The organism is Pseudomonas sp. S49, from assembly GCF_009866785.1.
Taxonomy (GTDB): domain Bacteria; phylum Pseudomonadota; class Gammaproteobacteria; order Pseudomonadales; family Pseudomonadaceae; genus Aquipseudomonas.
In genome coordinates, this window is sequence record NZ_CP019432.1 from 1,882,897 (window position 1) to 1,904,498 (window position 21,602).

24 protein-coding genes are annotated in these 21,602 nt (G+C 60.8%); 22 read left to right on the forward strand and 2 right to left on the reverse strand.

From position 1 onward, the window contains the following. Positions 1 to 9 precede the first annotated feature (9 nt). The 13 genes from flhF (at position 10) to PspS49_RS08325 (ending at position 12,417) form a co-directional block, all read left to right on the forward strand. Complete coding sequence (gene flhF / locus PspS49_RS08265; RefSeq protein ID WP_008077677.1) at positions 10 to 1,350, forward strand: flagellar biosynthesis protein FlhF; 1,341 nt, start codon at positions 10 to 12, stop codon at positions 1,348 to 1,350. Between the two features lie 116 nt (positions 1,351 to 1,466). Then, positions 1,467 to 2,297, forward strand: coding sequence for a flagellar synthesis regulator FleN (gene fleN / locus PspS49_RS08270; protein ID WP_003222917.1), 831 nt, complete (start codon positions 1,467 to 1,469; stop codon positions 2,295 to 2,297). Further along, the gene (gene fliA, locus PspS49_RS08275) at positions 2,294 to 3,034 is read left to right on the forward strand and encodes an RNA polymerase sigma factor FliA (RefSeq protein ID WP_007920004.1); all 741 of its coding nucleotides are present in this window, start codon (positions 2,294 to 2,296) and stop codon (positions 3,032 to 3,034) included. The genes fleN and fliA overlap by 4 nt, the downstream gene beginning before the upstream one ends. Positions 3,035 to 3,200: 166 nt before the next feature. Beyond that, positions 3,201 to 3,572 (forward strand): chemotaxis response regulator CheY, encoded by a 372-nt coding sequence (locus PspS49_RS08280; RefSeq protein ID WP_161986607.1) that lies wholly within the window; start codon positions 3,201 to 3,203, stop codon positions 3,570 to 3,572. An 18-nt stretch (positions 3,573 to 3,590) separates the two neighbouring features. Next, positions 3,591 to 4,379, forward strand: coding sequence for a protein phosphatase CheZ (locus PspS49_RS08285; RefSeq protein ID WP_034151516.1), 789 nt, complete (start codon positions 3,591 to 3,593; stop codon positions 4,377 to 4,379). Positions 4,380 to 4,433: 54 nt separating this feature from the next. Continuing rightward, positions 4,434 to 6,704 (forward strand): chemotaxis protein CheA, encoded by a 2,271-nt coding sequence (locus tag PspS49_RS08290; protein ID WP_160038799.1) that lies wholly within the window; start codon positions 4,434 to 4,436, stop codon positions 6,702 to 6,704. Between the two features lie 49 nt (positions 6,705 to 6,753). Next, positions 6,754 to 7,902: a chemotaxis response regulator protein-glutamate methylesterase gene (locus tag PspS49_RS08295; RefSeq protein WP_127926328.1), complete on the forward strand. Its 1,149-nt coding sequence runs from the start codon at positions 6,754 to 6,756 to the stop codon at positions 7,900 to 7,902. Beyond that, positions 7,902 to 8,642: a flagellar motor protein gene (locus PspS49_RS08300; RefSeq protein WP_016987476.1), complete on the forward strand. Its 741-nt coding sequence runs from the start codon at positions 7,902 to 7,904 to the stop codon at positions 8,640 to 8,642. Before PspS49_RS08295 ends, PspS49_RS08300 begins: the two co-directional genes overlap by 1 nt. Positions 8,643 to 8,654: 12 nt before the next feature. Then, positions 8,655 to 9,545, forward strand: a complete 891-nt coding sequence (gene motD / locus PspS49_RS08305) for a flagellar motor protein MotD (protein WP_064390875.1) — start codon at positions 8,655 to 8,657, stop codon at positions 9,543 to 9,545. Positions 9,546 to 9,588: 43 nt separating this feature from the next. Then, positions 9,589 to 10,377, forward strand: a complete 789-nt coding sequence (locus PspS49_RS08310; RefSeq protein WP_008077691.1) for a ParA family protein — start codon at positions 9,589 to 9,591, stop codon at positions 10,375 to 10,377. A 105-nt stretch (positions 10,378 to 10,482) separates the two neighbouring features. Beyond that, positions 10,483 to 11,448: a CheW domain-containing protein gene (locus tag PspS49_RS08315; protein ID WP_160038801.1), complete on the forward strand. Its 966-nt coding sequence runs from the start codon at positions 10,483 to 10,485 to the stop codon at positions 11,446 to 11,448. A gap of 90 nt (positions 11,449 to 11,538) precedes the next feature. Continuing rightward, positions 11,539 to 12,024: a chemotaxis protein CheW gene (locus tag PspS49_RS08320; RefSeq protein ID WP_007919980.1), complete on the forward strand. Its 486-nt coding sequence runs from the start codon at positions 11,539 to 11,541 to the stop codon at positions 12,022 to 12,024. Further along, on the forward strand, positions 12,025 to 12,417 hold the full coding sequence (locus tag PspS49_RS08325) for a DUF2802 domain-containing protein (RefSeq protein ID WP_008083419.1): 393 nt from the start codon (positions 12,025 to 12,027) through the stop codon (positions 12,415 to 12,417). It abuts the gene before it with no gap. A 123-nt stretch (positions 12,418 to 12,540) separates the two neighbouring features. Here PspS49_RS08325 and PspS49_RS08330 read toward each other — a convergent pair whose 3' ends face one another. Both PspS49_RS08330 and PspS49_RS08335 read right to left on the reverse strand, forming a co-directional pair. Beyond that, complete coding sequence (locus PspS49_RS08330) at positions 12,541 to 12,870, reverse strand: EscU/YscU/HrcU family type III secretion system export apparatus switch protein (RefSeq protein ID WP_150774407.1); 330 nt, start codon at positions 12,868 to 12,870, stop codon at positions 12,541 to 12,543. Continuing rightward, positions 12,867 to 14,441, reverse strand: coding sequence for a flagellar hook-length control protein FliK (locus tag PspS49_RS08335; RefSeq protein ID WP_127926330.1), 1,575 nt, complete (start codon positions 14,439 to 14,441; stop codon positions 12,867 to 12,869). Before PspS49_RS08335 ends, PspS49_RS08330 begins: the two co-directional genes overlap by 4 nt. 197 nt (positions 14,442 to 14,638) lie before the next feature. Between PspS49_RS08335 and ccmA the strand changes: the two genes are divergently transcribed. The 9 genes from ccmA (at position 14,639) to ccmI (ending at position 21,589) form a co-directional block, all read left to right on the forward strand. Further along, entirely contained in the window at positions 14,639 to 15,274 is a 636-nt protein-coding gene (gene ccmA, locus PspS49_RS08340; RefSeq protein WP_160038803.1) for a cytochrome c biogenesis heme-transporting ATPase CcmA, read from the forward strand. Beyond that, a complete protein-coding gene (gene ccmB, locus PspS49_RS08345; RefSeq protein ID WP_007919970.1) occupies positions 15,271 to 15,939 on the forward strand; it encodes a heme exporter protein CcmB in 669 nt (222 codons plus the stop codon). Before ccmA ends, ccmB begins: the two co-directional genes overlap by 4 nt. A 78-nt stretch (positions 15,940 to 16,017) precedes the next feature. Then, complete coding sequence (locus PspS49_RS08350) at positions 16,018 to 16,773, forward strand: heme ABC transporter permease (RefSeq protein WP_016987487.1); 756 nt, start codon at positions 16,018 to 16,020, stop codon at positions 16,771 to 16,773. After that, positions 16,770 to 16,946, forward strand: a complete 177-nt coding sequence (ccmD, locus tag PspS49_RS08355) for a heme exporter protein CcmD (RefSeq protein ID WP_003222944.1) — start codon at positions 16,770 to 16,772, stop codon at positions 16,944 to 16,946. Before PspS49_RS08350 ends, ccmD begins: the two co-directional genes overlap by 4 nt. Further along, positions 16,943 to 17,398: a cytochrome c maturation protein CcmE gene (gene ccmE, locus PspS49_RS08360; protein WP_007919964.1), complete on the forward strand. Its 456-nt coding sequence runs from the start codon at positions 16,943 to 16,945 to the stop codon at positions 17,396 to 17,398. The genes ccmD and ccmE overlap by 4 nt, the downstream gene beginning before the upstream one ends. 3 nt (positions 17,399 to 17,401) lie before the next feature. Continuing rightward, complete coding sequence (locus PspS49_RS08365) at positions 17,402 to 19,390, forward strand: heme lyase CcmF/NrfE family subunit (protein ID WP_160038805.1); 1,989 nt, start codon at positions 17,402 to 17,404, stop codon at positions 19,388 to 19,390. Beyond that, entirely contained in the window at positions 19,387 to 19,923 is a 537-nt protein-coding gene (locus tag PspS49_RS08370) for a DsbE family thiol:disulfide interchange protein (protein ID WP_007919961.1), read from the forward strand. Before PspS49_RS08365 ends, PspS49_RS08370 begins: the two co-directional genes overlap by 4 nt. Then, complete coding sequence (locus tag PspS49_RS08375; protein WP_160038807.1) at positions 19,920 to 20,390, forward strand: cytochrome c-type biogenesis protein; 471 nt, start codon at positions 19,920 to 19,922, stop codon at positions 20,388 to 20,390. Before PspS49_RS08370 ends, PspS49_RS08375 begins: the two co-directional genes overlap by 4 nt. Next, positions 20,387 to 21,589, forward strand: coding sequence for a c-type cytochrome biogenesis protein CcmI (gene ccmI / locus PspS49_RS08380; protein ID WP_150752212.1), 1,203 nt, complete (start codon positions 20,387 to 20,389; stop codon positions 21,587 to 21,589). The genes PspS49_RS08375 and ccmI overlap by 4 nt, the downstream gene beginning before the upstream one ends. The last annotated feature ends 13 nt before the right edge of the window (positions 21,590 to 21,602 follow it).

Here is a 21,602-nt window from a genome sequence, read left to right on the forward strand (position 1 = left end):
TAGTGGTTTATGCAAGTTAAGCGTTTCTTTGCCGCCGATATGCGTCAGGCCATGAAGCTGGTTCGTGATGAGCTGGGCGCTGATGCCGCCATCATTGGCAACCGCCGCATTGCTGGCGGTGTCGAGCTGACGGCGGCACTGGATTACAAATTGTCGGCGCTGGCGCCACGGGTTCCGAACATGGAACTCGAAGACGAGCTGCGCAAGACCCAGTCGCGCATCGTCACCGCCCAGGCCGAACTGAGCCTGCGTGGCGAAGCCGACGGCAACAGCAATCGCCAGATCTTCGCCGGGCTGCCGTTGACCGCTGGCCTGCCGCTGACTGCCGCTGAACCGCTGAGCGAGCCGACTTACGCTGCTCCAGCGCGTCCGGCCCCGGCGCCTGCGCAGTCTTCTGGCGGCGTTGATCCGCGTGCACTGGATTCGATGCGCTTTGAATTGAACAGCCTGCGCGAGCTGATGGAAGTTCAGCTCGGCACCCTGGCCTGGAATCAGCTGCAAGGCAGCCGTCCGGCGCAAGCCAACCTGTATCGCCGTCTGCAACGTATCGGTCTGTCCGGTCCGTTGTCGCGCGATCTGCTGGCGATGATCACTGACATCGAAGAGCCGCGTCAGGCCTGGCGCATGCTGCTTGCGCACCTGGCGCGGATGATTGCCGTACCGGAAGTCGAGCCGCTGGAAGAGGGCGGTGTGATTGCCATGGTCGGCCCGGCCGGCATGGGCAAGACCACGACTCTCGCCAAGCTTGCCGCGCGTTATGTGCTGAAATACGGCGCGCAGAATGTCGCGCTGGTGAGCATGGACAGCTTCCGCATCGGCGCTCAGGAACAACTGAAGACACTGGGGCGGATTCTCAATGTGCCAGTGACCCACGTCGATCCGGGCCAGTCGCTGGTGCAGGCACTGGATCCACTGCTACGCAAACGCGTGGTATTGATCGATACTGCCGGCCTGCAAGCCAGCGATCCGGCGCTGCGCATGCAGCTCGAAAGTCTGGCCGGGCGTGGCATCCGTTCAAAAAATTATCTGGTCTTGGCAACCACCAGCCAGAAACAGGTTCTAACCGCCGCTTATCACAGTTACAAGCGTTGCGGGCTTGCCGGCTGCATCCTGACTAAACTGGATGAAACGGCCAGCCTTGGCGAAGTGTTGAGCCTGGCGATCAGTCATGAATTGCCGGTCGCGTACCTGACCGATGGCCCACGGATTCCGGATGATTTGCATCTGCCGCGCCGTCATCAATTGGTCAGCCGCGCCGTCAGCGTGCAAATGCAGGAAGAACCCAGCGAAGAAGCCATGGCTGACATGTTCGCTGATATCTATCACAGCCCGACCAAGCAGGTAGGCTGAGGTATTCATGAACAGTTTTTGTACCTACATCGATGGTCTGCCATGCATTGTTCCGGTTGTGAACGCGCAGCCAGTAATGTGGCCTCCGTCTATGCAAGACAAGGTAAAGAAATAACATGGGCAGCATGCATCCCGTACAGGTGATCGCGGTGACCGGCGGCAAAGGTGGCGTCGGCAAGACTAACGTGTCAGTGAACTTGTCTCTGGCGCTGGCAGAGCTTGGCCGTCGGGTCATGCTGCTGGACGCCGATCTGGGACTGGCGAACGTCGACGTTTTGTTGGGTCTGACCCCTAAACGCACATTGGCCGACGTGATCGAAGGCCGCTGCGAATTGCGCGACGTGCTGTTGCAAGGCCCCGGAGGCATTCGCATCGTCCCGGCCGCGTCCGGCACGCAGAGCATGGTGCACCTGAGCCCGGCGCAACATGCCGGTCTGATTCAGGCGTTCAGCGACATCGGCGACAATCTCGACGTACTGGTGATCGACACCGCTGCGGGTATTGGTGACTCGGTAGTCAGTTTCGTACGCGCCGCGCAAGAAGTGTTGCTGGTGGTCTGCGACGAGCCGACCTCGATCACCGACGCCTACGCGCTGATCAAATTGCTCAACCGCGATTACGGCATGAACCGCTTCCGCGTCCTCGCCAACATGGCGCAGAGCCCGCAGGAAGGGCGCAACCTGTTCGCCAAGTTGACCAAGGTCACGGATCGCTTCCTTGACGTGGCCCTACAATACGTCGGCGCCGTGCCTTACGACGAAAGCGTGCGTAAAGCGGTGCAGAAGCAGCGTGCGGTGTACGAAGCCTTCCCGCGTTCCAAGTGCGCACTGGCGTTCAAGGCGATCGCGCAGAAGGTCGACACCTGGCCGCTGCCCGCCAATCCGCGTGGCCACCTTGAGTTTTTCGTCGAGCGCCTCGTGCAGCAAACGGCAGGGCCCGTGCTATGACCGCAAGCGGTATGAACTACTACAAGAAGTCGGCACGTGACGCGCAGTACGAACTGATCGAGCGTTACGCGCCCCTGGTCAAACGCATTGCCTACCACTTGCTGGCACGCTTGCCGGCGAGTGTGCAGGTCGAAGACCTGATCCAGGCCGGGATGATCGGCCTGCTCGAAGTCTCGACCAAATATGACGCCAGCAAAGGCGCCAGTTTCGAAACGTACGCGGGCATTCGAATCCGCGGCGCGATGCTCGACGAAGTGCGCAAAGGGGACTGGGCGCCACGCTCGGTTCACCGCAATACCCGTATGGTCAGCGACGCAATTCGCTCAATTGAAGCTAAAACCGGCCGTGACGCTAAAGATCACGAGGTTGCGGCCGAACTCCAATTGAGTCTCGACGATTACTACGGGATTTTGAATGACACCTTGGGCAGCCGCCTGTTCAGTTTCGACGACCTGCTGCAGGACGGCGAACACGAAGGGCTGCACGAGGATGGCGCGAGTGCTCATCTTGAGCCGTCACGCGATCTGGAAGATGAACGTTTCCAGGCTGCGTTGGCGGACGCGATTGCCAATTTGCCGGAGCGTGAGCGACTGGTGTTGGCGCTGTACTACGACGAAGAGCTGAACCTCAAGGAGATCGGTGAAGTCCTTGGCGTCAGTGAATCGCGGGTCAGCCAGTTACACAGCCAGTGCGCGGCCCGTTTGCGGGGGCGTTTGGGGGAGTGGCGAGCGCGCTGAAGGCAGTGTGGGGACACTGCGAACGAGGCTGGTGCGGTGATGAACGGCACCGGTCTTGCTCTGTTGTGCTCCAGACAGTCTTCGAGTGCTGCGCCGATTGATTGAAGTGGCGCGTCCAGGTGCTGGGCGCGTTTAAGACTGCTTGGAGGTCGAATTGAACAAAGACATGAAAATCCTCATCGTTGATGACTTCTCAACGATGCGGCGGATCATCAAGAACCTGCTGCGTGATCTTGGGTTCACCAACACCGTCGAGGCTGACGATGGCGTCACTGCCATTCCGGTGCTCAACAGCGGCAGCATCGACTTTCTGGTAACGGACTGGAACATGCCGGGCATGACCGGTATCGACCTGCTGCGTCACGTGCGTGCCGATGAAAAACTCAAGCACTTGCCGGTGTTGATGGTGACGGCTGAAGCCAAGCGCGAGCAGATCATTGAAGCCGCTCAGGCCGGTGTAAACGGCTACGTAGTCAAACCTTTCACGGCTCAGGCGTTGAAAGACAAAATCGAGAAGATTTTCGAACGCATCGGCTGATGAACGCGCGGGGGAGCTATGGAGCATAACGAATCTTCACAGGGCGATTTCGAGTCGACCCTGAAAAAACACGCGGTCGAACTGGTCGAAAGCCTTGAAAAAGGCAGGTTCGGTGACGCTGTGCAACTGATCCATGAGCTCAATCAGACCCGTGACCGTGGCCTGTACCAGGAAGTGGGCAAGCTCACACGTGAACTGCACAGTGCGATCGTCAACTTCCAGATCGACCCGAACATGCCGCAGGCCGAGGAAGTGTCGCAAATCACCGACGCCACCGAACGCCTGGGCTATGTGGTCAAGCTGACAGAGGCCGCGGCCAACCGCACCATGGATCTGGTGGAAAGCGCCACACCGGTGGTCAATGGTCTGGCTGACGAAGCCCAGACTTTGAGCGCCGATTGGGGTCGCTTCATGCGTCGCGAGGTCGGGGCTGAAGAGTTCCGCGAACTGGCGCGCCGGGTCGACGGTTTTCTGTCACGCAGCAGCACGGACAACCGTGCGGTGTCGAGCAATCTCAACGACATCCTGCTGGCCCAGGATTACCAGGACCTGACCGGTCAGGTGATCAAGCGTGTGACCCAACTGGTCACCGAAGTCGAAAGCAATTTGCTCAAACTCGTGCTCATGGCCAGTCAGGTTGACCGCTTTGCGGGCATCGAACATGACCGCGCCGCGATGCTTGCAGAAAAAGATCCACAAAAACATCTCTCGCAGGGTGAAGGTCCGCAGATTCATGCCGATAAACGAGAAGACGTTGTGTCCGGTCAGGACGATGTGGACGATTTGTTATCCAGCCTTGGATTCTAGTGTTTTGGAATTTTAGGTTTTTTGGGTTTTTAGACCTGTAGGAGCACCCCATTAATGAGCTTCGGCGCCGATGAAGAGATCCTTCAGGATTTCCTGGTTGAGGCCGGCGAGATTCTTGAGCAACTGTCCGAACAACTGGTCGAGCTGGAAAGCCGCCCGGATGACGCAGATCTGCTCAACGCAATTTTTCGCGGTTTCCACACTGTAAAAGGGGGCGCCGGCTTCCTTCAGCTCAATGAGCTGGTGGAGTGCTGTCACATCGCCGAAAACGTGTTCGACATCCTGCGCAAGGGTGAGCGTCGCGTTGATGCAGAACTGATGGACGTTGTCCTCGAAGCGCTGGACGCGGTGAACAGCATGTTCACTGAGGTTCGTGAGCGTGCGCCGATCACCGCTGCCACCCCGGAACTGCTGGCCGCCCTGGCGCGTCTGGCCGAACCGCAATCGGCGGACGAAGCCCCGGCTTCGCCAGTGGCCGAGATGATCGAAGAGCTGGTCGTCGAAGGCGACTCGTCGGGCGACATCACCGATAACGAATTCGAACAGCTGCTGGATTCGCTGAACGCCGTCAAGGCCGAAGCCGAAGCCCCGGCCGCTGCTGCACCTGCGCAAACTGCCAATGAAGCAGCGAGCGATGAAATCACCGATGCCGAGTTCGAGTCGTTGCTCGATCAGTTGCACGGCAAAGGCCAGTTCGCGGTGGACGCAGTTGCACCAGCGGTGGCAGCCCCTGCGGCACCGGCCAAGGGCGACAGCTCTGACATCACCGACGACGAATTCGAAGCCCTGCTCGATCAGTTGCACGGCAAGGGCAACTTTGCCGTCGATGCGCTGGAGTCGGCGATTGCTTCGGCACCGGCGCCGGCTGCTCCAGCGGCCGCCGCTGCCGGCAGTGATCTGATCAGCGATCACGAGTTCGAATCGCTGCTCGACGAATTGCACGGTAAAGGCAAGTTCTCCGAAGTCGGCACCGCTGCTGCTGGCAGTGCTTCGACCGTCGCCACGCCTGCCGCCAAGGCACCGGCCGCTGCTGCAGCGCCCAAGGCTGCCGCCAAGCCTGAGCCGAAAGCCGAAGCGCCAAAACCGGCTGCCGCTGCTGCACCGGCCCCGGCCCGTGCTGCGCCGACACCGCCACCGGAAAAACCGGCGAGCGAAGCCGAAACCACTGTGCGCGTTGACACGGCACGTCTCGACGAAATCATGAACATGGTCGGCGAGCTGGTGCTGGTGCGTAACCGTCTGGTGCGTCTGGGCCTGAACAGCGGCGATGAAGCCATGCAAAAGGCAGTGTCTAACCTCGATGTGGTCACGGCTGACTTGCAGACCGCCGTAATGAAGACGCGGATGCAGCCGATCAAGAAGGTCTTCGGGCGCTTCCCGCGTCTGGTTCGAGATCTGGCGCGGCAGTTGAAGAAAGAGATCAACCTGGAACTGGTGGGCGAAGAAACCGACCTCGACAAAAACCTTGTCGAGGCCCTGGCCGACCCGCTGGTCCACTTGGTGCGCAACGCGGTCGACCACGGCATCGAGTCGCCGGAAGAACGCGAAGCGTCGGGCAAGGCCCGTGGCGGTCGTGTTGTTCTGGCGGCCGAGCAAGAGGGCGACCATATCCTGCTGTCGATTTCCGATGACGGCAAAGGCATGGACCCGAACGTCCTGCGCGCCATCGCGGTTAAACGCGGGGTGATGGACAAGGACGCGGCCGATCGCCTGAGCGATACCGAGTGCTACAACCTGATTTTCGCCCCGGGTTTCTCGACCAAGACCGAGATCTCCGACGTCTCCGGCCGTGGTGTCGGCATGGACGTGGTGAAGACCAAGATTTCCCAGCTCAACGGTTCGATCAACATCTACTCGACCAAGGGCCAAGGCTCGAAGATCGTCATCAAGGTGCCGCTGACCCTCGCGATCATGCCAACCCTGATGGTCATGCTCGGCAATCAGGCGTTTGCGTTCCCGTTGGTCAACGTCAACGAAATCTTCCACCTCGACCTGTCGACCACCAACGTCGTCGACGGCCAGGAAGTGGTGATCGTGCGGGACAAGGCGCTGCCGTTGTTCTACCTCAAGCGCTGGCTGGTCAGCTCCGCCGCTCACGAAGAGCAGCGTGAAGGCCACGTGGTGATCCTTTCGGTGGGCACCCAGCGGATCGGCTTCGTCGTCGATCAACTGGTCGGCCAGGAGGAAGTGGTCATCAAGCCATTGGGCAAAATGCTGCAGGGCACTCCGGGCATGTCCGGCGCCACCATCACCGGTGACGGCCGCATCGCGCTGATTCTCGATGTTCCAAGCATGCTCAAGCGTTACGCCGCACGGCGTATTTGAATCCGGGGCGGCGGGGCGACAACGTCCCGCCGCACCTAATGGAGTGTTTATGGCAGTCAAAGTCCTGGTGGTGGACGATTCGGGTTTTTTCCGCCGCCGCGTCTCGGAAATTCTATCTGCGGATCCGAGCATTCAGGTGGTCGGCACTGCAACCAACGGTAAAGAGGCGATCGATCAGGCGCTGGCACTCAAGCCGGACGTGATCACCATGGACTACGAGATGCCGATGATGGATGGCATCACGGCAGTGCGGCACATCATGCAGCGCTGCCCGACCCCGGTGTTGATGTTCTCCTCGCTGACCCACGAAGGCGCCCGGGTCACTCTGGACGCGCTGGATGCCGGCGCGGTGGATTTCCTGCCGAAGAATTTCGAAGACATCTCGCGCAATCCCGAGAAGGTCAAGCAATTGCTGTGCGAGAAGGTGCATAGCATCTCGCGCAGTAATCGTCGTTTCAGTGCTTACAGCGCACCGGCTCCCGTTGCTGCCCCAGCACCGACGCCTGCTCCGGCGCCGTCGAGTTTCGGCAGCCACAGCAGCAGTCACAGCACCAGCGTGCCGGCACGTCCGGCTCCAGCGCCGGCACCGACTCGCGCCCCGGCCGCCAGCGCTTCGTCGCCCGCGCCGAAACGCAAAGCTTACAAACTGGTTGCCATCGGTACTTCGACGGGCGGCCCGGTGGCCCTGCAACGCGTGCTGACTCAGTTGCCGGCGAATTTCCCGGCGCCGATCGTGTTGATCCAGCACATGCCGGCGGCATTCACCAAGGCCTTCGCCGAACGTCTCGACAAGCTGTGCCGCATCAGCGTCAAGGAAGCCGAGGATGGTGACATCCTGCGTCCGGGCCTGGCGTTGCTGGCACCGGGTGGCAAGCAAATGATGATCGACGGCCGTGGCGCGGTGAAAATCCTCCCGGGCGACGAGCGTCTGAACTACAAGCCATGCGTGGACATCACCTTCGGTTCGGCGGCGAAATCCTACGGCGACAAAGTTCTGGCGGTGGTGTTGACCGGCATGGGCGCTGACGGCCGTGAAGGCGCGCGTCTGCTCAAGCAGGGCGGCAGCGCGGTGTGGGCACAAGATGAGGCAAGCTGCGTGATCTACGGCATGCCGATGGCCATCGTCAAAGCTGACCTCGCCGACGCGGTGTACAGCCTCGACGACATCGGCAAACACATTGTCGAGGCGTGTATCTGATGGATGTTTTAAGCCTTATCGGGATCATCATGGCGTTCGTCGCCATCATCGGTGGTAACTACCTTGAGGGTGGTCACCTCGGTGCGCTGGCCAACGGCCCGGCGGCATTGATCGTACTGGGCGGCACCATCGGTGCCGCACTGCTGCAATCGCCGATGAGCGCGTTCAAACGCGCCATGCAGATCCTCGCCTGGATTCTGTTTCCGCCACGGGTCGATCTGGCCGGTGGCATCGATCGCGTCGTCAACTGGAGCCTCACCGCGCGCAAGGAAGGCTTGCTTGGTCTGGAAGGCGTGGCCGATGCCGAACCCGACAACTACTCGCGCAAAGGCCTGCAATTGTTGGTCGACGGCGCCGAGCCGGAAGCGATCCGCAGCATCCTCGAGGTGGATTTCTACACCCAGGAAGCCCGCGATATCGAAGCAGCGAAAGTCTTTGAAAGCATGGGCGGCTACGCGCCAACCATCGGTATCATCGGTGCGGTGATGGGCCTGATCCACGTGATGGGCAACCTCGCCGATCCGACGCAACTGGGCAGCGGCATCGCCGTCGCCTTCGTCGCGACCATTTACGGCGTCGCCAGTGCCAACCTGGTGTTGCTGCCAATCGCCGCCAAGCTGAAGTCAATCGCGTTGCGGCAGTCGCGTTATCGCGAAATGTTGTTGGAAGGGATCCTGTCGATCGCCGAAGGTGAAAACCCTCGCTCCATTGAGTTGAAGCTGCAAGGCTTCATGGACTAAGGGAATAACCTCATGGCTCGTCGCAGGCATCAGGAAGAACACGTCAATCACGAGCGCTGGCTCGTGTCCTACGCGGATTTCATCACGCTGTTGTTCGCGTTCTTCGTGGTGATGTACTCGATTTCGTCGATCAACGAAGGCAAGTACAAGGAAATTTCCGAAGCGCTGGTCGGTGTCTTCAAAGACTCCGACCGCGCGCTCAAACCGATCCAGATCGGCGACGAACGGCCGAAAACCGTGACACCGGCCAAGCCGCTGGTCAAGGACGCCGAGCAGATCGATGCCGGTATCGCCGGCGCCAGCGATCCGTTGAAAAGCATCGCCGATGACATCAGCGCCGCATTCGGCGACTTGATCAGCTCCAACCAGATGACCGTGCGCGGCAACGAGTTGTGGGTCGAGATCGAACTCAACTCCAGCCTGCTGTTCGGCAGTGGCGATGCCATGCCAAGCGACATCGCCTTCAACATCATCGACAAGGTGGCGGCGATTCTGAAACCGTTCGATAACCCGATTCACGTCGAGGGTTTCACCGACGATCAACCGATCCGCACGGCGCAGTATCCGACCAACTGGGAACTGTCTTCGGCGCGTTCGGCGAGCATCGTGCGCATGCTGGCCATGCAGGGTGTGAACCCTGGCCGATTGGCATCGGTGGGTTACGGCGAGTTTCAACCGGTGGCCAACAACGCTACCGCTGAAGGCCGGGGGAAAAACCGCCGGGTGGTTCTGGTGGTCTCGCGAAACCTCGATGTGCGCCGCAGCCTGACGGGCACTGGAACCGCTAACGCGCAACCGGACGCTGCGTTGAAGCGTGCTGGCACACAAACTGCACCGACCCCGGTCAAGACGCCGGGACGCGAGAGTGCCGTCAATTCTCCGTCACCCGCATTAACACGCTGAGCTATGTCTCGGTCGAGCATATCGGCCGGGAGGAACGAACTGAATGAGAGTCTGGGCAGTCGCCAATCAAAAGGGTGGTGTCGGTAAAACCACATCTTCCATCGCTTTAGCCGGATTGCTGGCCGAGGCGGGCAAGCGCGTGGTTGTGGTCGATCTCGACCCGCACGGCTCGATGACCAGCTATTTCGGCTACGACCCCGACAGCCTGGAACACAGCAACTACGACCTGTTTCTGCACAAGGGCAGCGTGCCGCAAGGCCTGCCGGGGCAGTTGTTGTTGTCGACCAGTGACGAACGTATTTCCCTGCTACCGTCGAGCACCGCACTGGCGACCCTTGAGCGTCAGTCGCCGGGGCAGAGTGGTTTGGGTCTGGTGATCGCCAAGAGTCTGGCGCAGCTGTGGCAGGATTTCGATTACGCGGTGATCGACAGCCCGCCGTTGCTCGGTGTGCTGATGGTCAACGCCCTCGCGGCGAGCCAACAGTTGGTGATCCCGGTGCAGACCGAACACCTGGCCGTCAAAGGTCTGGAGCGTATGGTCAACACCCTGGCGATGATCAACCGCTCGCGCAAACAGGCATTGCCGTTCAGCATCGTGCCGACCCTGTTTGATCGCCGTACTCAGGCCTCGATGCATACCTTGCGCGTGCTGCGTGACAAATTTCCCGACGAGATCTGGCAGGGTTATATCCCGGTCGATACCCGTCTGCGCGACGCCAGCCGGGCCGGTGTCACGCCTTCGCAATTCGACGGCAAGAGCCGTGGCGTGCTGGCGTATCGCGCGCTGCTCAAGCACCTGTTGGCGCAACAACTTGTTCCGCAGGTGGCTTGAGATGAACCTGTCCCGATCACGCCTGCCTGACTTGCACAAATCCTGTGGGAGCGAGCCTGCTCGCGAAGCAGGCGACGCGGTTTCCCTATCCGGCGCTGTTGACCGATGAACCGCCCAGTCAAGCTCACATCGCGTCCGCAATTGGCGCTGCAGTCTTATCTGGATAATTTGCTGCAGGAAATTCCTGAGGAGCTGCCGCCGGTCATTGAGGCGCAGCCTGAAGTTGTGGAAAGCAGCGAGGCGCTGGACGAGTTCCAGGCTGCGGTACTGGAAGAGCAGGCACGTGATGCGCAGAAGGCTGCCCGGCCTGCTGCGCCGGTTGCCGCGCCTGCCGCCGCAGCGGTGACCAAAGCACCGATTGCATTGATCGAAGAAGCCGAGCCGGTTCGCGCATCGGTGTCGACACTGGCACCGCTGCTGCAAACCCAGTTACTGAAAACCGCGCCGGAACCGGAAGTGGTCGAACCGGCTCCAGCACCTGCTCCGGTTGCACCCGCACCCGTCGAGCAGACGCTGGTGCCGCCGCTGGTGGAAGTGCATCTGCCGCCTAACAACACGCCGCCACCGGTGGAAACCGATGGTCGCCCGGCCTGGGCCTCGGAAGCGTTCGAATGCCTGCTGTTCGACGTCGCCGGGCTGACGCTCGCGGTGCCTCTGGTATGTCTCGGCTCGATCTATTCGCTGGCCGGTCAAGAGCTGACGCCGTTGTTCGGTCAGCCGGAATGGTTCCTCGGGATCCTGCCGAGTCAGGCCGGCAATCTGAAAGTGTTGGATACCGCGCGCTGGGTCATGCCGGATCGCTATCGCGATGACTTCCGTCAGGGCTTGCAGTACGTGATTTCGGTACAAGGTTACGAGTGGGGGCTGGCGGTGCATCAGGTCAGCCGCTCGTTGCGTCTGGACCCGAATGAAATCAAATGGAGAAGTCACCGGGGTCAGCGGCCATGGCTCGCCGGCACCGTGATTGAGCACATGTGTGCATTGCTTGACGTTTCCGCACTGGCCGAGTTGATCGCCAGCGGTGGGGCAAAGCACCTGAGCGGCCACAAGCCGCTACATAAACCGACATAGCAGCCGACATAACAATCAGGCGACGGCATTGTTGAATGCCGCCACACAGAACACACACCGCCCAGAGCGGTTTTTTCGAGGGGTCAGGGTATGAGTAGTCAGGCGACGAATGCAAAAGGTTCTGAAGATCCGATCCTGCAATGGGTTACCTTCAAACTGGACAACGAAACCTACGGCATCAACGTGATGCGCGTTCAGGAAGTGCTGCGCTACACCGAGATCGCTCCGGTGCCGGGCGCGCCAAGCTACGTGCTGGGCATCATCAACCTGCGCGGTAACGTGGTTACCGTGATCGACACCCGTCAGCGCTTCGGCCTGAACAGTGGCGAGATCAGCGACAACACCCGTATCGTCATCATCGAAGCCGACAAGCAAGTCGTCGGCATCATGGTCGACAGCGTGGCCGAAGTGGTTTACCTGCGTCAGTCGGAAATCGAGACGGCGCCGAACGTCGGCAACGAAGAGTCGGCCAAGTTCATCCAGGGCGTGTGCAACAAGAACAACGAGTTGCTGATCCTGGTCGAGCTGGACAAGATGATGAGCGAAGAAGAATGGTCGGACCTGGAGAATATCTGATTGATTCTCGAGGTTGCGGTCATTGTCCTGTTCCTCTTCTGGGCAGGCACGCTGGCAATGTTTGTGTCGTACATCAAGGCGCAAAAAGTCATTGCTGCGCAACAGGCTCAGGGCGATGCGCTGCGTGATCAGCGCATCAAGGACCTGGCCAAGCGCGTCGACGATTACCAGAACGGTAATGTGCGCATGGGCGAGGCGCTGCACGAGTTGCGTGCGGTAGTCAGTCCGTTGCCGGACAAAATCGTTCAGCTGGAACAGCGCGATCCATCGAGCCTGTCATTCGCCCAAGCGGCGAAACTGGTGGGCATGGGTGCGAGCGTTGATGAACTGACTCAGTCCTGCGGGTTGACCCAGGCTGAGGCGGAGTTGATGCGCAAACTTCACAAGAACTGATTGTCGTACCGGGATCGTTCCCACGCTCTGCGTGGGAATGCATCTTGGGACGCTCCGCGTTCCGCCTGTGAAATGTGACGCAGAGCGTCACGGGCGGCATTCCCACGCAGAGCGTGGGAACGATCAGTAATCATCCCCGCGATCGGTGATGTCCTTCTCGACCATCGGCGCATTCGGGTCCTGCCCCTCTGGGAATTTGCCCTTCAGATTCCACGCAAACGCGATGATCTCGGCGATGGTGCGATACAGCTCCTCTGGAATGCTGTCGCCCAATTCCATGCGCGCCAACAAGCGCACCAATTCGGCGTTCTCATAGATTGGCACTTCGCAATCGCGAGCAATGCGCAGGATTTCTTCGGCCAGTTCCTCATCACCTTTGGCGGTGAGGGTCGGGGCGTGGTTGCCGTCGTACTTGAGGGCGATGGCCTGGCGTGGGGCAGTGGAATCGTTCATGCGGTTTCGTCGACCCAGCGGTGTTCGAGGCGGGTTTGGTTGCCTTGCGGCGGGGTGCCGAGGTGGCAGTCGATGTCGCCAACGTTGAGCCCGCGATCGAGTAGGCGCTGACGCAGGGCGAACAGGTTGTTGCCGATCAGATCGGCGGTGTACGGCCGTTCGGCCCACAGTTGGCTGGACAGGCTGCCGGCGATCAGTTGCGCCTGAATCTGCATCGGCCCGAGCGGCTCCATGTCGAACGCCAGATCGACGCGCCACAGCTGTTGCTTGGGCTCGCGCTCGTCGCGGCGTTCGTTTGGTTGCGGCTCTCGCTCCGGCGCTTCTTCACGCTGGAACTTGACCTGCAACGGCACGATGTCCTGCAGGTTGCGCATGGGGATCTCCAACTGCCAGGTGCTGAGCAGACGCCCGTCGTCGGTAACGCCGGTCTGTTCCAGGCTCGACAGTTGGTGGCTTTGCAGGCGCGAAACCGCTGCGGCGGCGAGGCGCAACAACTGTTCCAGATCACCTTCGCCGTCCAGGCTTTGCAGCAAACGCTCGGGCAGCGGGAAGCTGCTCGGTACCGGTTTGGCGCTGACCTGGCCGAGCATGCCGAGGGCGTTGCGGACGAAACTCGGCAGCGCTTGCGCCAGGGTGTTGGCGGCGATGATCGCGTTGAAACTGGTGTTGCTCGGCAGGCCCGGGGTCAGTTGTGCGATCAGCTTGAGCAAATCGGCTTTCATGTCCGGAGCCAGCGTCGGGTTCTGGCCGGTCAACAGTTTGGCTTCGAGGAACGCGCCGCTGTTGGCCAGCGCCAGCGCCACGCCTTTGGCGGTGCTCAGTTGTTGCACGTCCGGGAGGCTGGCGAGCAGTTTTTCGACCGCCGCACGCAGATCTGCCGAGGTCGAGTCATCGGCTGGCGGCAGATTCTGTAATGCGTTCAACAGACCGCTGAGCGAAGCCTGGCGACTTTGCTGGCCGACCAGTTGCTGACTGACGGCCAGTTGTTCCTGGCGGCTGCTCATGGGCAGAAACTTGAGAGTTTGTGAATCTTCCACCAACGCCGAAAGCAAAGTGCCAATGCGCAGCGGCTGCGGGCTGTCGATGGTCAGTGTGCTGCCGCTCTGCGCGGTATTGAGCAGGGTGACCAGCGAGCGGAATACCGCGGCTTGCCCCGGCGTCTGCGGCAGCGCCTGCGAGGTCAGCACCTTGCCTTGCAGCAGCGTACCGACCGGCAATTGTGCGGTGTCGATGCGGGTGAGGGCGGCGACGCTGCTGGCAATGGCTTGCTGCACGGTAATCGCCAGGTTGCCCGCCGATGGCTGGGTGATCGCCAGGCTGGTGCCTTGGGGCAACGGCAGATTGCTGGTCGCCTGCACAGTAGTCTGGCGGCCGCCGTCGACGGTGACCTTTAGCAATAACTGAAAGGTCTGATCCGCCTGCTTGAGCGACAACACCTCGGCCTTGGCGCTTTGCCCGGCGCCGATCAGGCCTTCGACCGGGGTCAGCAGCTTGAGCAGCTCACCGACCTGCGGGCGAACGGTCGCCGGGGTGGTGGGCGGGAGCGGGAGGATGTTCATTTCGCCTGTCATACGCGGACACAACCTGAGGAAAATGCACTCTTGAGAGTAAGGCACGACATGTATAATGCCGCCCGTCTTGCGCTTCGAATAAAAAACATAGCAATTGTTTGACCCAGCTCTCTAGATCGAGCCGTCAATGCATCTATGCTGCATCTCTTTAACGGCCGCGCCAGAGCCGACTTGAACCGTATAAGGCCCGTGATCCCTTGACCAGTCCTGTCCTGCAAACCGTTGCCCTCGCGTGTGAACGTGATCTGCGGCTGCTCTTCGAAAATCTCGAATTGAGACTCGCCAGTGGCGATATGGTGCAGATCAGCGGACCCAACGGCAGCGGCAAGACTAGCCTTTTGCGTCTGTTGTCCGGGCTGATGCAGCCGACCGCCGGGCAAGTCCTGCTCAATGGCCTGCCGCTGACCGAACAGCGCAGCGAACTCGCCCGCAACCTGCTGTGGATCGGCCACGCCGCCGGGATCAAGGATCTGCTGACTCCGGAGGAGAACCTGTCGTGGCTCTGCGCCCTGCATCATCCCGCCGAACGCGAGGCCATCTGGCAAGCGCTGGCAGCAGTAGGATTGCGCGGTTTCGAAGATGTTCCCTGCCACAGCCTGTCTGCCGGTCAACAACGTCGCGTGGCGTTGGCACGCCTGTATCTGGACAGCCCGCCGCTGTGGATTCTCGATGAGCCGTTCACTGCCCTTGATAAACAAGGCGTGGCACAACTTGAAGAACATCTGGCCGGGCACTGCGAACGCGGCGGTCTGGTGGTGTTGACCACGCACCACACGCTGAGCCGGATGCCGGCCGGTTATCGCGACATCGATCTGGGGAACTGGGCAGTATGAGTGTGTTTGGCCTGCTGGTTGCCCGTGAATCCCGACTGCTGTTTCGCCGCCCGGCGGAGCTGGCCAATCCACTGATTTTCTTCGCCATCGTCATCGCATTGTTCCCGTTGGCCGTCGGCCCGGAAACTCAAGTGTTGCAAAACCTGTCCCCCGGGTTAGTCTGGGTGGCGGCGCTGTTGTCGGTCCTGCTCTCGCTGGACGGTCTGTTCCGCAGTGATTTCGAAGACGGATCCCTGGAACAGTGGGTCCTTTCGTCGCACCCGCTGCCACTTCTGGTCTTGGCCAAGGTGCTGGCACACTGGCTTTTCTCCGGTCTGGCACTGGTTCTGCTCTCACCGCTGCTGGCATTGATGCTCGGTTTGCCTGCCGCCTGTCTGCCGGTTTTGCTGCTTTCGTTGCTGCTGGGAACACCGGTGCTGAGCTTGCTCGGCGCGGTGGGCGCGGCGCTGACGGTCGGTTTGAAGCGTGGCGGCCTGTTGCTGGCGCTGCTGATTTTGCCGTTGTACATCCCGGTGTTGATCCTTGGCAGTGGCGCCTTGCAGGCCGCTCTACAAGGCATGCCGGCGACCGGGTATCTGCTGTGGCTGGGTAGCCTGACCGCCCTGGCGATCACCCTGACACCGTTTGCAATAGCTGCTGGCCTGAAGATCAGCGTCGGCGAATAATGAGGTCTGGTTAAAATTTAACCAGCAAAGACCCTGAGACTGCTCACACCGATGAGCGGCACCCGTGATGGAAACAGTATGAACTGGACCTGGTTTCACAAGCTCGGCTCGCCCAAGTGGTTCTACGGCATCAGCAGCAAGTTCCTGCCGTGGTTGAGCATTGCAGCGTTGCTGCTGATTGGTGTCGGCGTCGTTTGGGGCCTGGCCTTCGCGCCGCCGGACTATCAGCAAGGCAACAGCTTTCGCATCATCTATATCCACGTACCCGCCGCGATGCTCGCTCAGTCGATCTACGTGATGCTGGCGGTGTGTGGTGTGGTCGGGCTGGTGTGGAAGATGAAACTGGCCGACGTCGCCCTGCAATGCGCCGCTCCGATCGGCGCGTGGATGACCGCCGTGGCGCTGGTCACCGGGGCGATCTGGGGCAAACCGACGTGGGGCTCGTGGTGGGTCTGGGATGCGCGCCTGACCTCGATGCTGATTCTGCTGTTCCTGTATTTCGGCGTGATCGCGCTGGGCAATGCGATCAGCAACCGCGACAGCGCCGCCAAGGCCTGCGCGGTGCTGGCCATCGTCGGTGTGATCAACATTCCGATCATCAAATACTCGGTGGAGTGGTGGAACACCCTGCACCAGGGCGCGACCTTCACCCTCACGGAAAAACCGGCGATGCCGGCGGAAATGTGGCTGCCGCTGCTGCTGACGGTGCTGGGCTTCTACTGCTTCTTCGGCGCCGTGCTGTTGCTGCGCATGCGCCTTGAAGTGCTCAAGCGCGAAGCCCGCGCCAGTTGGGTGAAAGAAGAAGTGCAGCACAGTCTGGAGGCCGCTCGATGAGTTTTGCTTCATTCGGCGACTTCCTCGCCATGGGCCATCATGGCCTCTATGTCTGGTCGGCCTACGGCATCTGTCTGGCGGTGCTGATCCTCAACGTGGTGGCGCCGATTGCGGCCCGCAAGCGCTATCTGCAACAAGAGGCGCGTCGTCTGCGCCGGGAGAACGGCAAGTGAATCCGCTGCGCAAGAAACGTCTGATCATCATTCTGGCCATTCTGGTCGGGGTCGGCGCTGCCGTCGGCCTGGCCCTCAGCGCCCTGCAGCAGAACATCAATCTGTTTTACACGCCGACTCAGATCGCCAATGGCGAAGCGCCGCAAGACACGCGCATTCGCGCCGGAGGCATGGTTGAGGCCGGTTCGCTGCAGCGCTCGAAGGATTCGCTGGACGTCAAATTCGTCGTCACCGACTTCAATAAATCCGTGACCATCGCCTATCGCGGCATCCTCCCGGATCTGTTCCGCGAAGGGCAGGGCATCGTCGCCCTCGGCAAGCTCAACGCCGACGGTGTGGTGGTGGCCGATGAAGTGCTGGCCAAGCACGACGAGAAGTACATGCCGCCGGAAGTGACCAAAGCCTTGAAAGACAGCGGTCAATCCGCGCCAACGCCTGCGAAGGAGGGTTGATCGATGACGTCGGCAATTTTTATTCCTGAGCTCGGCCATCTGGCGATGATTCTGGCGCTGTGTTTCGCGCTGGTGCAGGCCGTGGTGCCATTGATTGGCGCCTGGCGCGGTGACCGTTTCTGGATGAGTCTGGCCCAGCCGGCGGCGTGGGGGCAGTTTGCTTTTTTGCTGTTTGCATTTGGTATTCTGACCTACGCGTTCATGACCGATGACTTCTCCGTCGCCTACGTGGCAAACAACTCCAACACCGCGTTGCCGTGGTATTACAAATTCAGCGCGGTGTGGGGTGCCCACGAAGGGTCGTTGCTACTGTGGGCGCTGATTCTCGGCGGCTGGACCTTCGCCGTGTCGGTATTCTCACGCCAGTTGCCGCAGGTGATGCTCGCCCGCGTTCTGGCGGTGATGGGCATGATCAGCACCGGTTTCCTGCTGTTCCTGATCCTGACGTCCAACCCGTTCAAACGCATCCTGCCGCAGATGCCCAGCAACGGCGCTGACCTCAATCCGCTGCTGCAAGATATCGGCCTGATCGTTCACCCGCCGATGTTGTACATGGGGTACGTCGGCTTTTCGGTGGCGTTCGCCTTCGCCATTGCGGCGTTGATGGGCGGTCGACTGGATGCCGCGTGGGCACGCTGGTCGCGTCCTTGGACCATCGTCGCCTGGGCCTTCCTCGGCATCGGCATCACCCTCGGTTCGTGGTGGGCGTACTACGAACTCGGCTGGGGCGGCTGGTGGTTCTGGGACCCGGTGGAAAACGCTTCCTTTATGCCTTGGCTGGTCGGCACCGCGCTGATCCACTCGCTGGCGGTCACGGAAAAACGTGGCGTGTTCAAGAGCTGGACGGTGTTGCTGGCGATTGCCGCGTTTTCGCTGAGCCTGCTTGGGACTTTCCTGGTGCGTTCCGGCGTACTGACTTCGGTGCACGCGTTTGCTTCCGATCCTGAGCGCGGCGTGTTCATCCTGATCTTCCTGTTGTTCGTGGTTGGCGGCTCGCTGACGCTGTTCGCCCTGCGTGCGCCAGTGGTGAAAAGTCAGGTCGGCTTCAACCTGTGGTCGCGGGAAACCCTGCTGCTGGGCAACAACCTGGTGCTTGTCGTGGCCGCGTCGATGATTCTGCTCGGCACGCTGTACCCGCTGATTCTCGATGCCCTCAGCGGCGCGAAGATGTCGGTCGGCCCGCCGTACTTCAATGCGCTGTTCATTCCATTGATGGCGTTACTGATGACGGTCATGGCGGTCGGCGTGATCGTTCGTTGGAAGGACACCCCGGTGAAATGGCTGGGCAGCATGCTCACGCCAGTGCTGCTTGGCAGCGTCGCGCTGGCGGTGGTGGCCGGTGTCGCTTACGGCGATTTCAACTGGGCGGTGATCGCGACTTTCCTGCTCGCCGCGTGGGTGTTGCTCGCCGGTGTGCGTGACATTGTCGACAAGACTCGCCACAAAGGCCTGATCAAAGGTTTGCCAACGCTGACCCGCAGTTATTGGGGCATGCAGATCGCGCACCTCGGCATCGCCGTGTGCGCGCTGGGCGTAGTGTTGTCGAGTCAGAACAGTGCCGAACGCGACTTGCGTCTGGCGCCGGGCGAGTCGATGGACCTGGCCGGTTATCACTTCGTCTTCGAAGGCGCCAAGCACTTCGAAGGGCCGAACTTCACCTCTGATAAAGGCACCATTCGGGTGATCCGCGCCGGCAAGGAAATCAGTGTTCTGCACCCGGAAAAACGTTTGTACACCGTGCAGAACTCGGTGATGACCGAAGCCGGGATCGACGCCGGTTTCACCCGCGACCTCTACGTTGCCCTCGGCGAACCGCTGGACAACGGCGCGTGGGCGGTGCGGGTGCACGTCAAACCGTTCGTGCGCTGGATCTGGTTCGGCGGTTTGCTCACCGGGTTCGGTGGTTTGCTGGCAGCGCTGGATCGACGGTATCGGGTCAAGGTAAAAGCCAAGGTGCGTGAAGCGCTGGGCATGACGGGAGCGGCGGCATGAGACGTTGGTTGATGCTGGTGCCATTGGCGATTTTCCTGCTGGTGGCGGTATTTCTTTATCGCGGTCTGTACCTCGATCCGGCGGAGTTGCCGTCGGCGATGATCAACAAGCCGTTCCCGGAGTTTTCCCTGCCAAACGTGCAGGGCGACAAGAGCCTGACCAAGGCTGACATTCTCGGCAAACCGGCGCTGGTCAACGTCTGGGGCACCTGGTGCATTTCCTGCCGGGTCGAGCATCCGGTGCTGAACAAGCTCGCCGAGCGTGGCGTGGTGATCTACGGCATCAACTACAAGGACACCAACGCCGATGCCTTGAAATGGCTGGCCGAATTCCATAATCCGTATGCGCTGGACATCCGCGACGACGAAGGCTCGCTGGGCCTGAATCTCGGCGTCTACGGTGCGCCGGAAACGTTTTTCATCGACGCCAAGGGCATCATCCGCGACAAGTATGTCGGCGTGATCGACGAGCAGGTCTGGCGCGAAAAACTCGCCGCGAAGTATCAGGCGCTGGTCGATGAGGCCAAGCCATGAAGCGCTTTATGGCTGCGCTGGTATTGGGTTTGAGTCTGGTCGGTGTTGCCCATGCCGCCATCGACACCTACGAGTTCGCCAAAGAAGGTGATCGCGAGCGTTTCCGCGAACTGACCAAGGAACTGCGCTGCCCCAAGTGCCAGAACCAGGACATCGCCGACTCCAACGCGCCGATTGCCGCGGACTTGCGCAAAGAGATTTTCCGCATGCTCGGCGAGGGCAAGGACAACCAGCAGATCATCGATTTCATGGTTGATCGCTACGGTGATTTCGTCCGCTACAAACCGGCGCTCAATGCCAAAACGGCGTTGCTGTGGTTCGGCCCGGCCGGGCTGCTGCTCGGCGGTGTCGTGGTGATCGCGGTGATCGTCCGCCGTCGTCGCGGCCAGCGTGCCGAGACTCCGCAAGCGCTGTCCAGCGAAGAGCGTCAGCGCCTCGACCAACTGTTGGATAAAAACCAAGAATGATTGATTTCTGGCTTGCCGCAGGGCTGTTGCTTCTGGTCGCCCTGAGTTTCCTGCTGATCCCGGTGCTGCGTGAGCGTCGCGCCCAGCGTGAAGAGGATCGTACTGCCCTGAACGTCGCGCTGTATCAGGAGCGTGTCGCCGAGTTGCAGTCGCAACAGGCTGAAGGCGTACTCGACGCTGCGCAAATGGACAGCGGTCGTGCCGAGGCAGCACGTGAGTTGCTGGCGGATACCGAAGGTGTCGCCGCGCCACGGGTTTCCCGACTGGGCAAACCGTTGCCGCTGTTGGCGGCAGTGCTGGTGCCGGTGTTGGGTCTGGGCCTGTATATGCACTTCGGTGCTGCCGACAAGGTCGAGCTGACCCGCGAATTCGCCCAGGCACCGCAGTCGATGGAAGAGATGACCCAGCGTCTGGAACGTGCCGTCGCGGCGCAACCGGACTCTGCGGAAGGCTTGTACTTTCTCGGCCGTACTTACATGGCGCAAGAGCGCCCGGCGGACGCGGCGAAGATGTTCGAACGCGCTGCCAATCTTGCCGGTCGTCAGCCGGAACTGCTTGGCCAGTGGGCGCAGGCGCAGTACTTCGCCGACGGCAAAAAATGGTCGGCAAAGATTCAGGCGCTGACCGACGAAGCGCTGAAGGCTGATCCGAAAGAAGTCACCAGCCTCGGTCTGCTCGGCATCGCTGCGTTTGAAGGCGAGCGTTATCAGGAGGCCATCAATTACTGGAACCGCTTGCTTGCGCAATTGCCGCCGGAGGATAGCTCCCGCGCCGCGTTGCAGGGCGGGATCAAACGCGCCGCCGAGCGCCTGGAAAGCAGTGGCGGCAAAGTCGCTCAGGCACCCGTAGCCGCGAAAGCCGCGCTGTTGAAAGTCAGCGTCGATCTGGCCAGCGAACTCAGAAGCAAAGTGCAACCGGGTGACAGCGTGTTCATCTTTGCCCGCGCCACCTCCGGCCCACCGGCACCGTTGGCGGCCAAACGTCTGACCGTGGCCGATTTGCCGGTGACCGTCGAACTGGGCGATGCCGACGCAATGATGCCGCAGTTGAAACTGTCGAACTTCCCTGAAGTCCAACTGGTTGCGCGCATCTCACGGGCTGGTCAACCGACCGCCGGTGAGTGGGTCGGTCGCAGCGGCCCTCTGGCCAGCAGCACCACTGCGCTACAAAAACTGACCATCGACAGCCCGGACAAATAGCCGGACACAACAG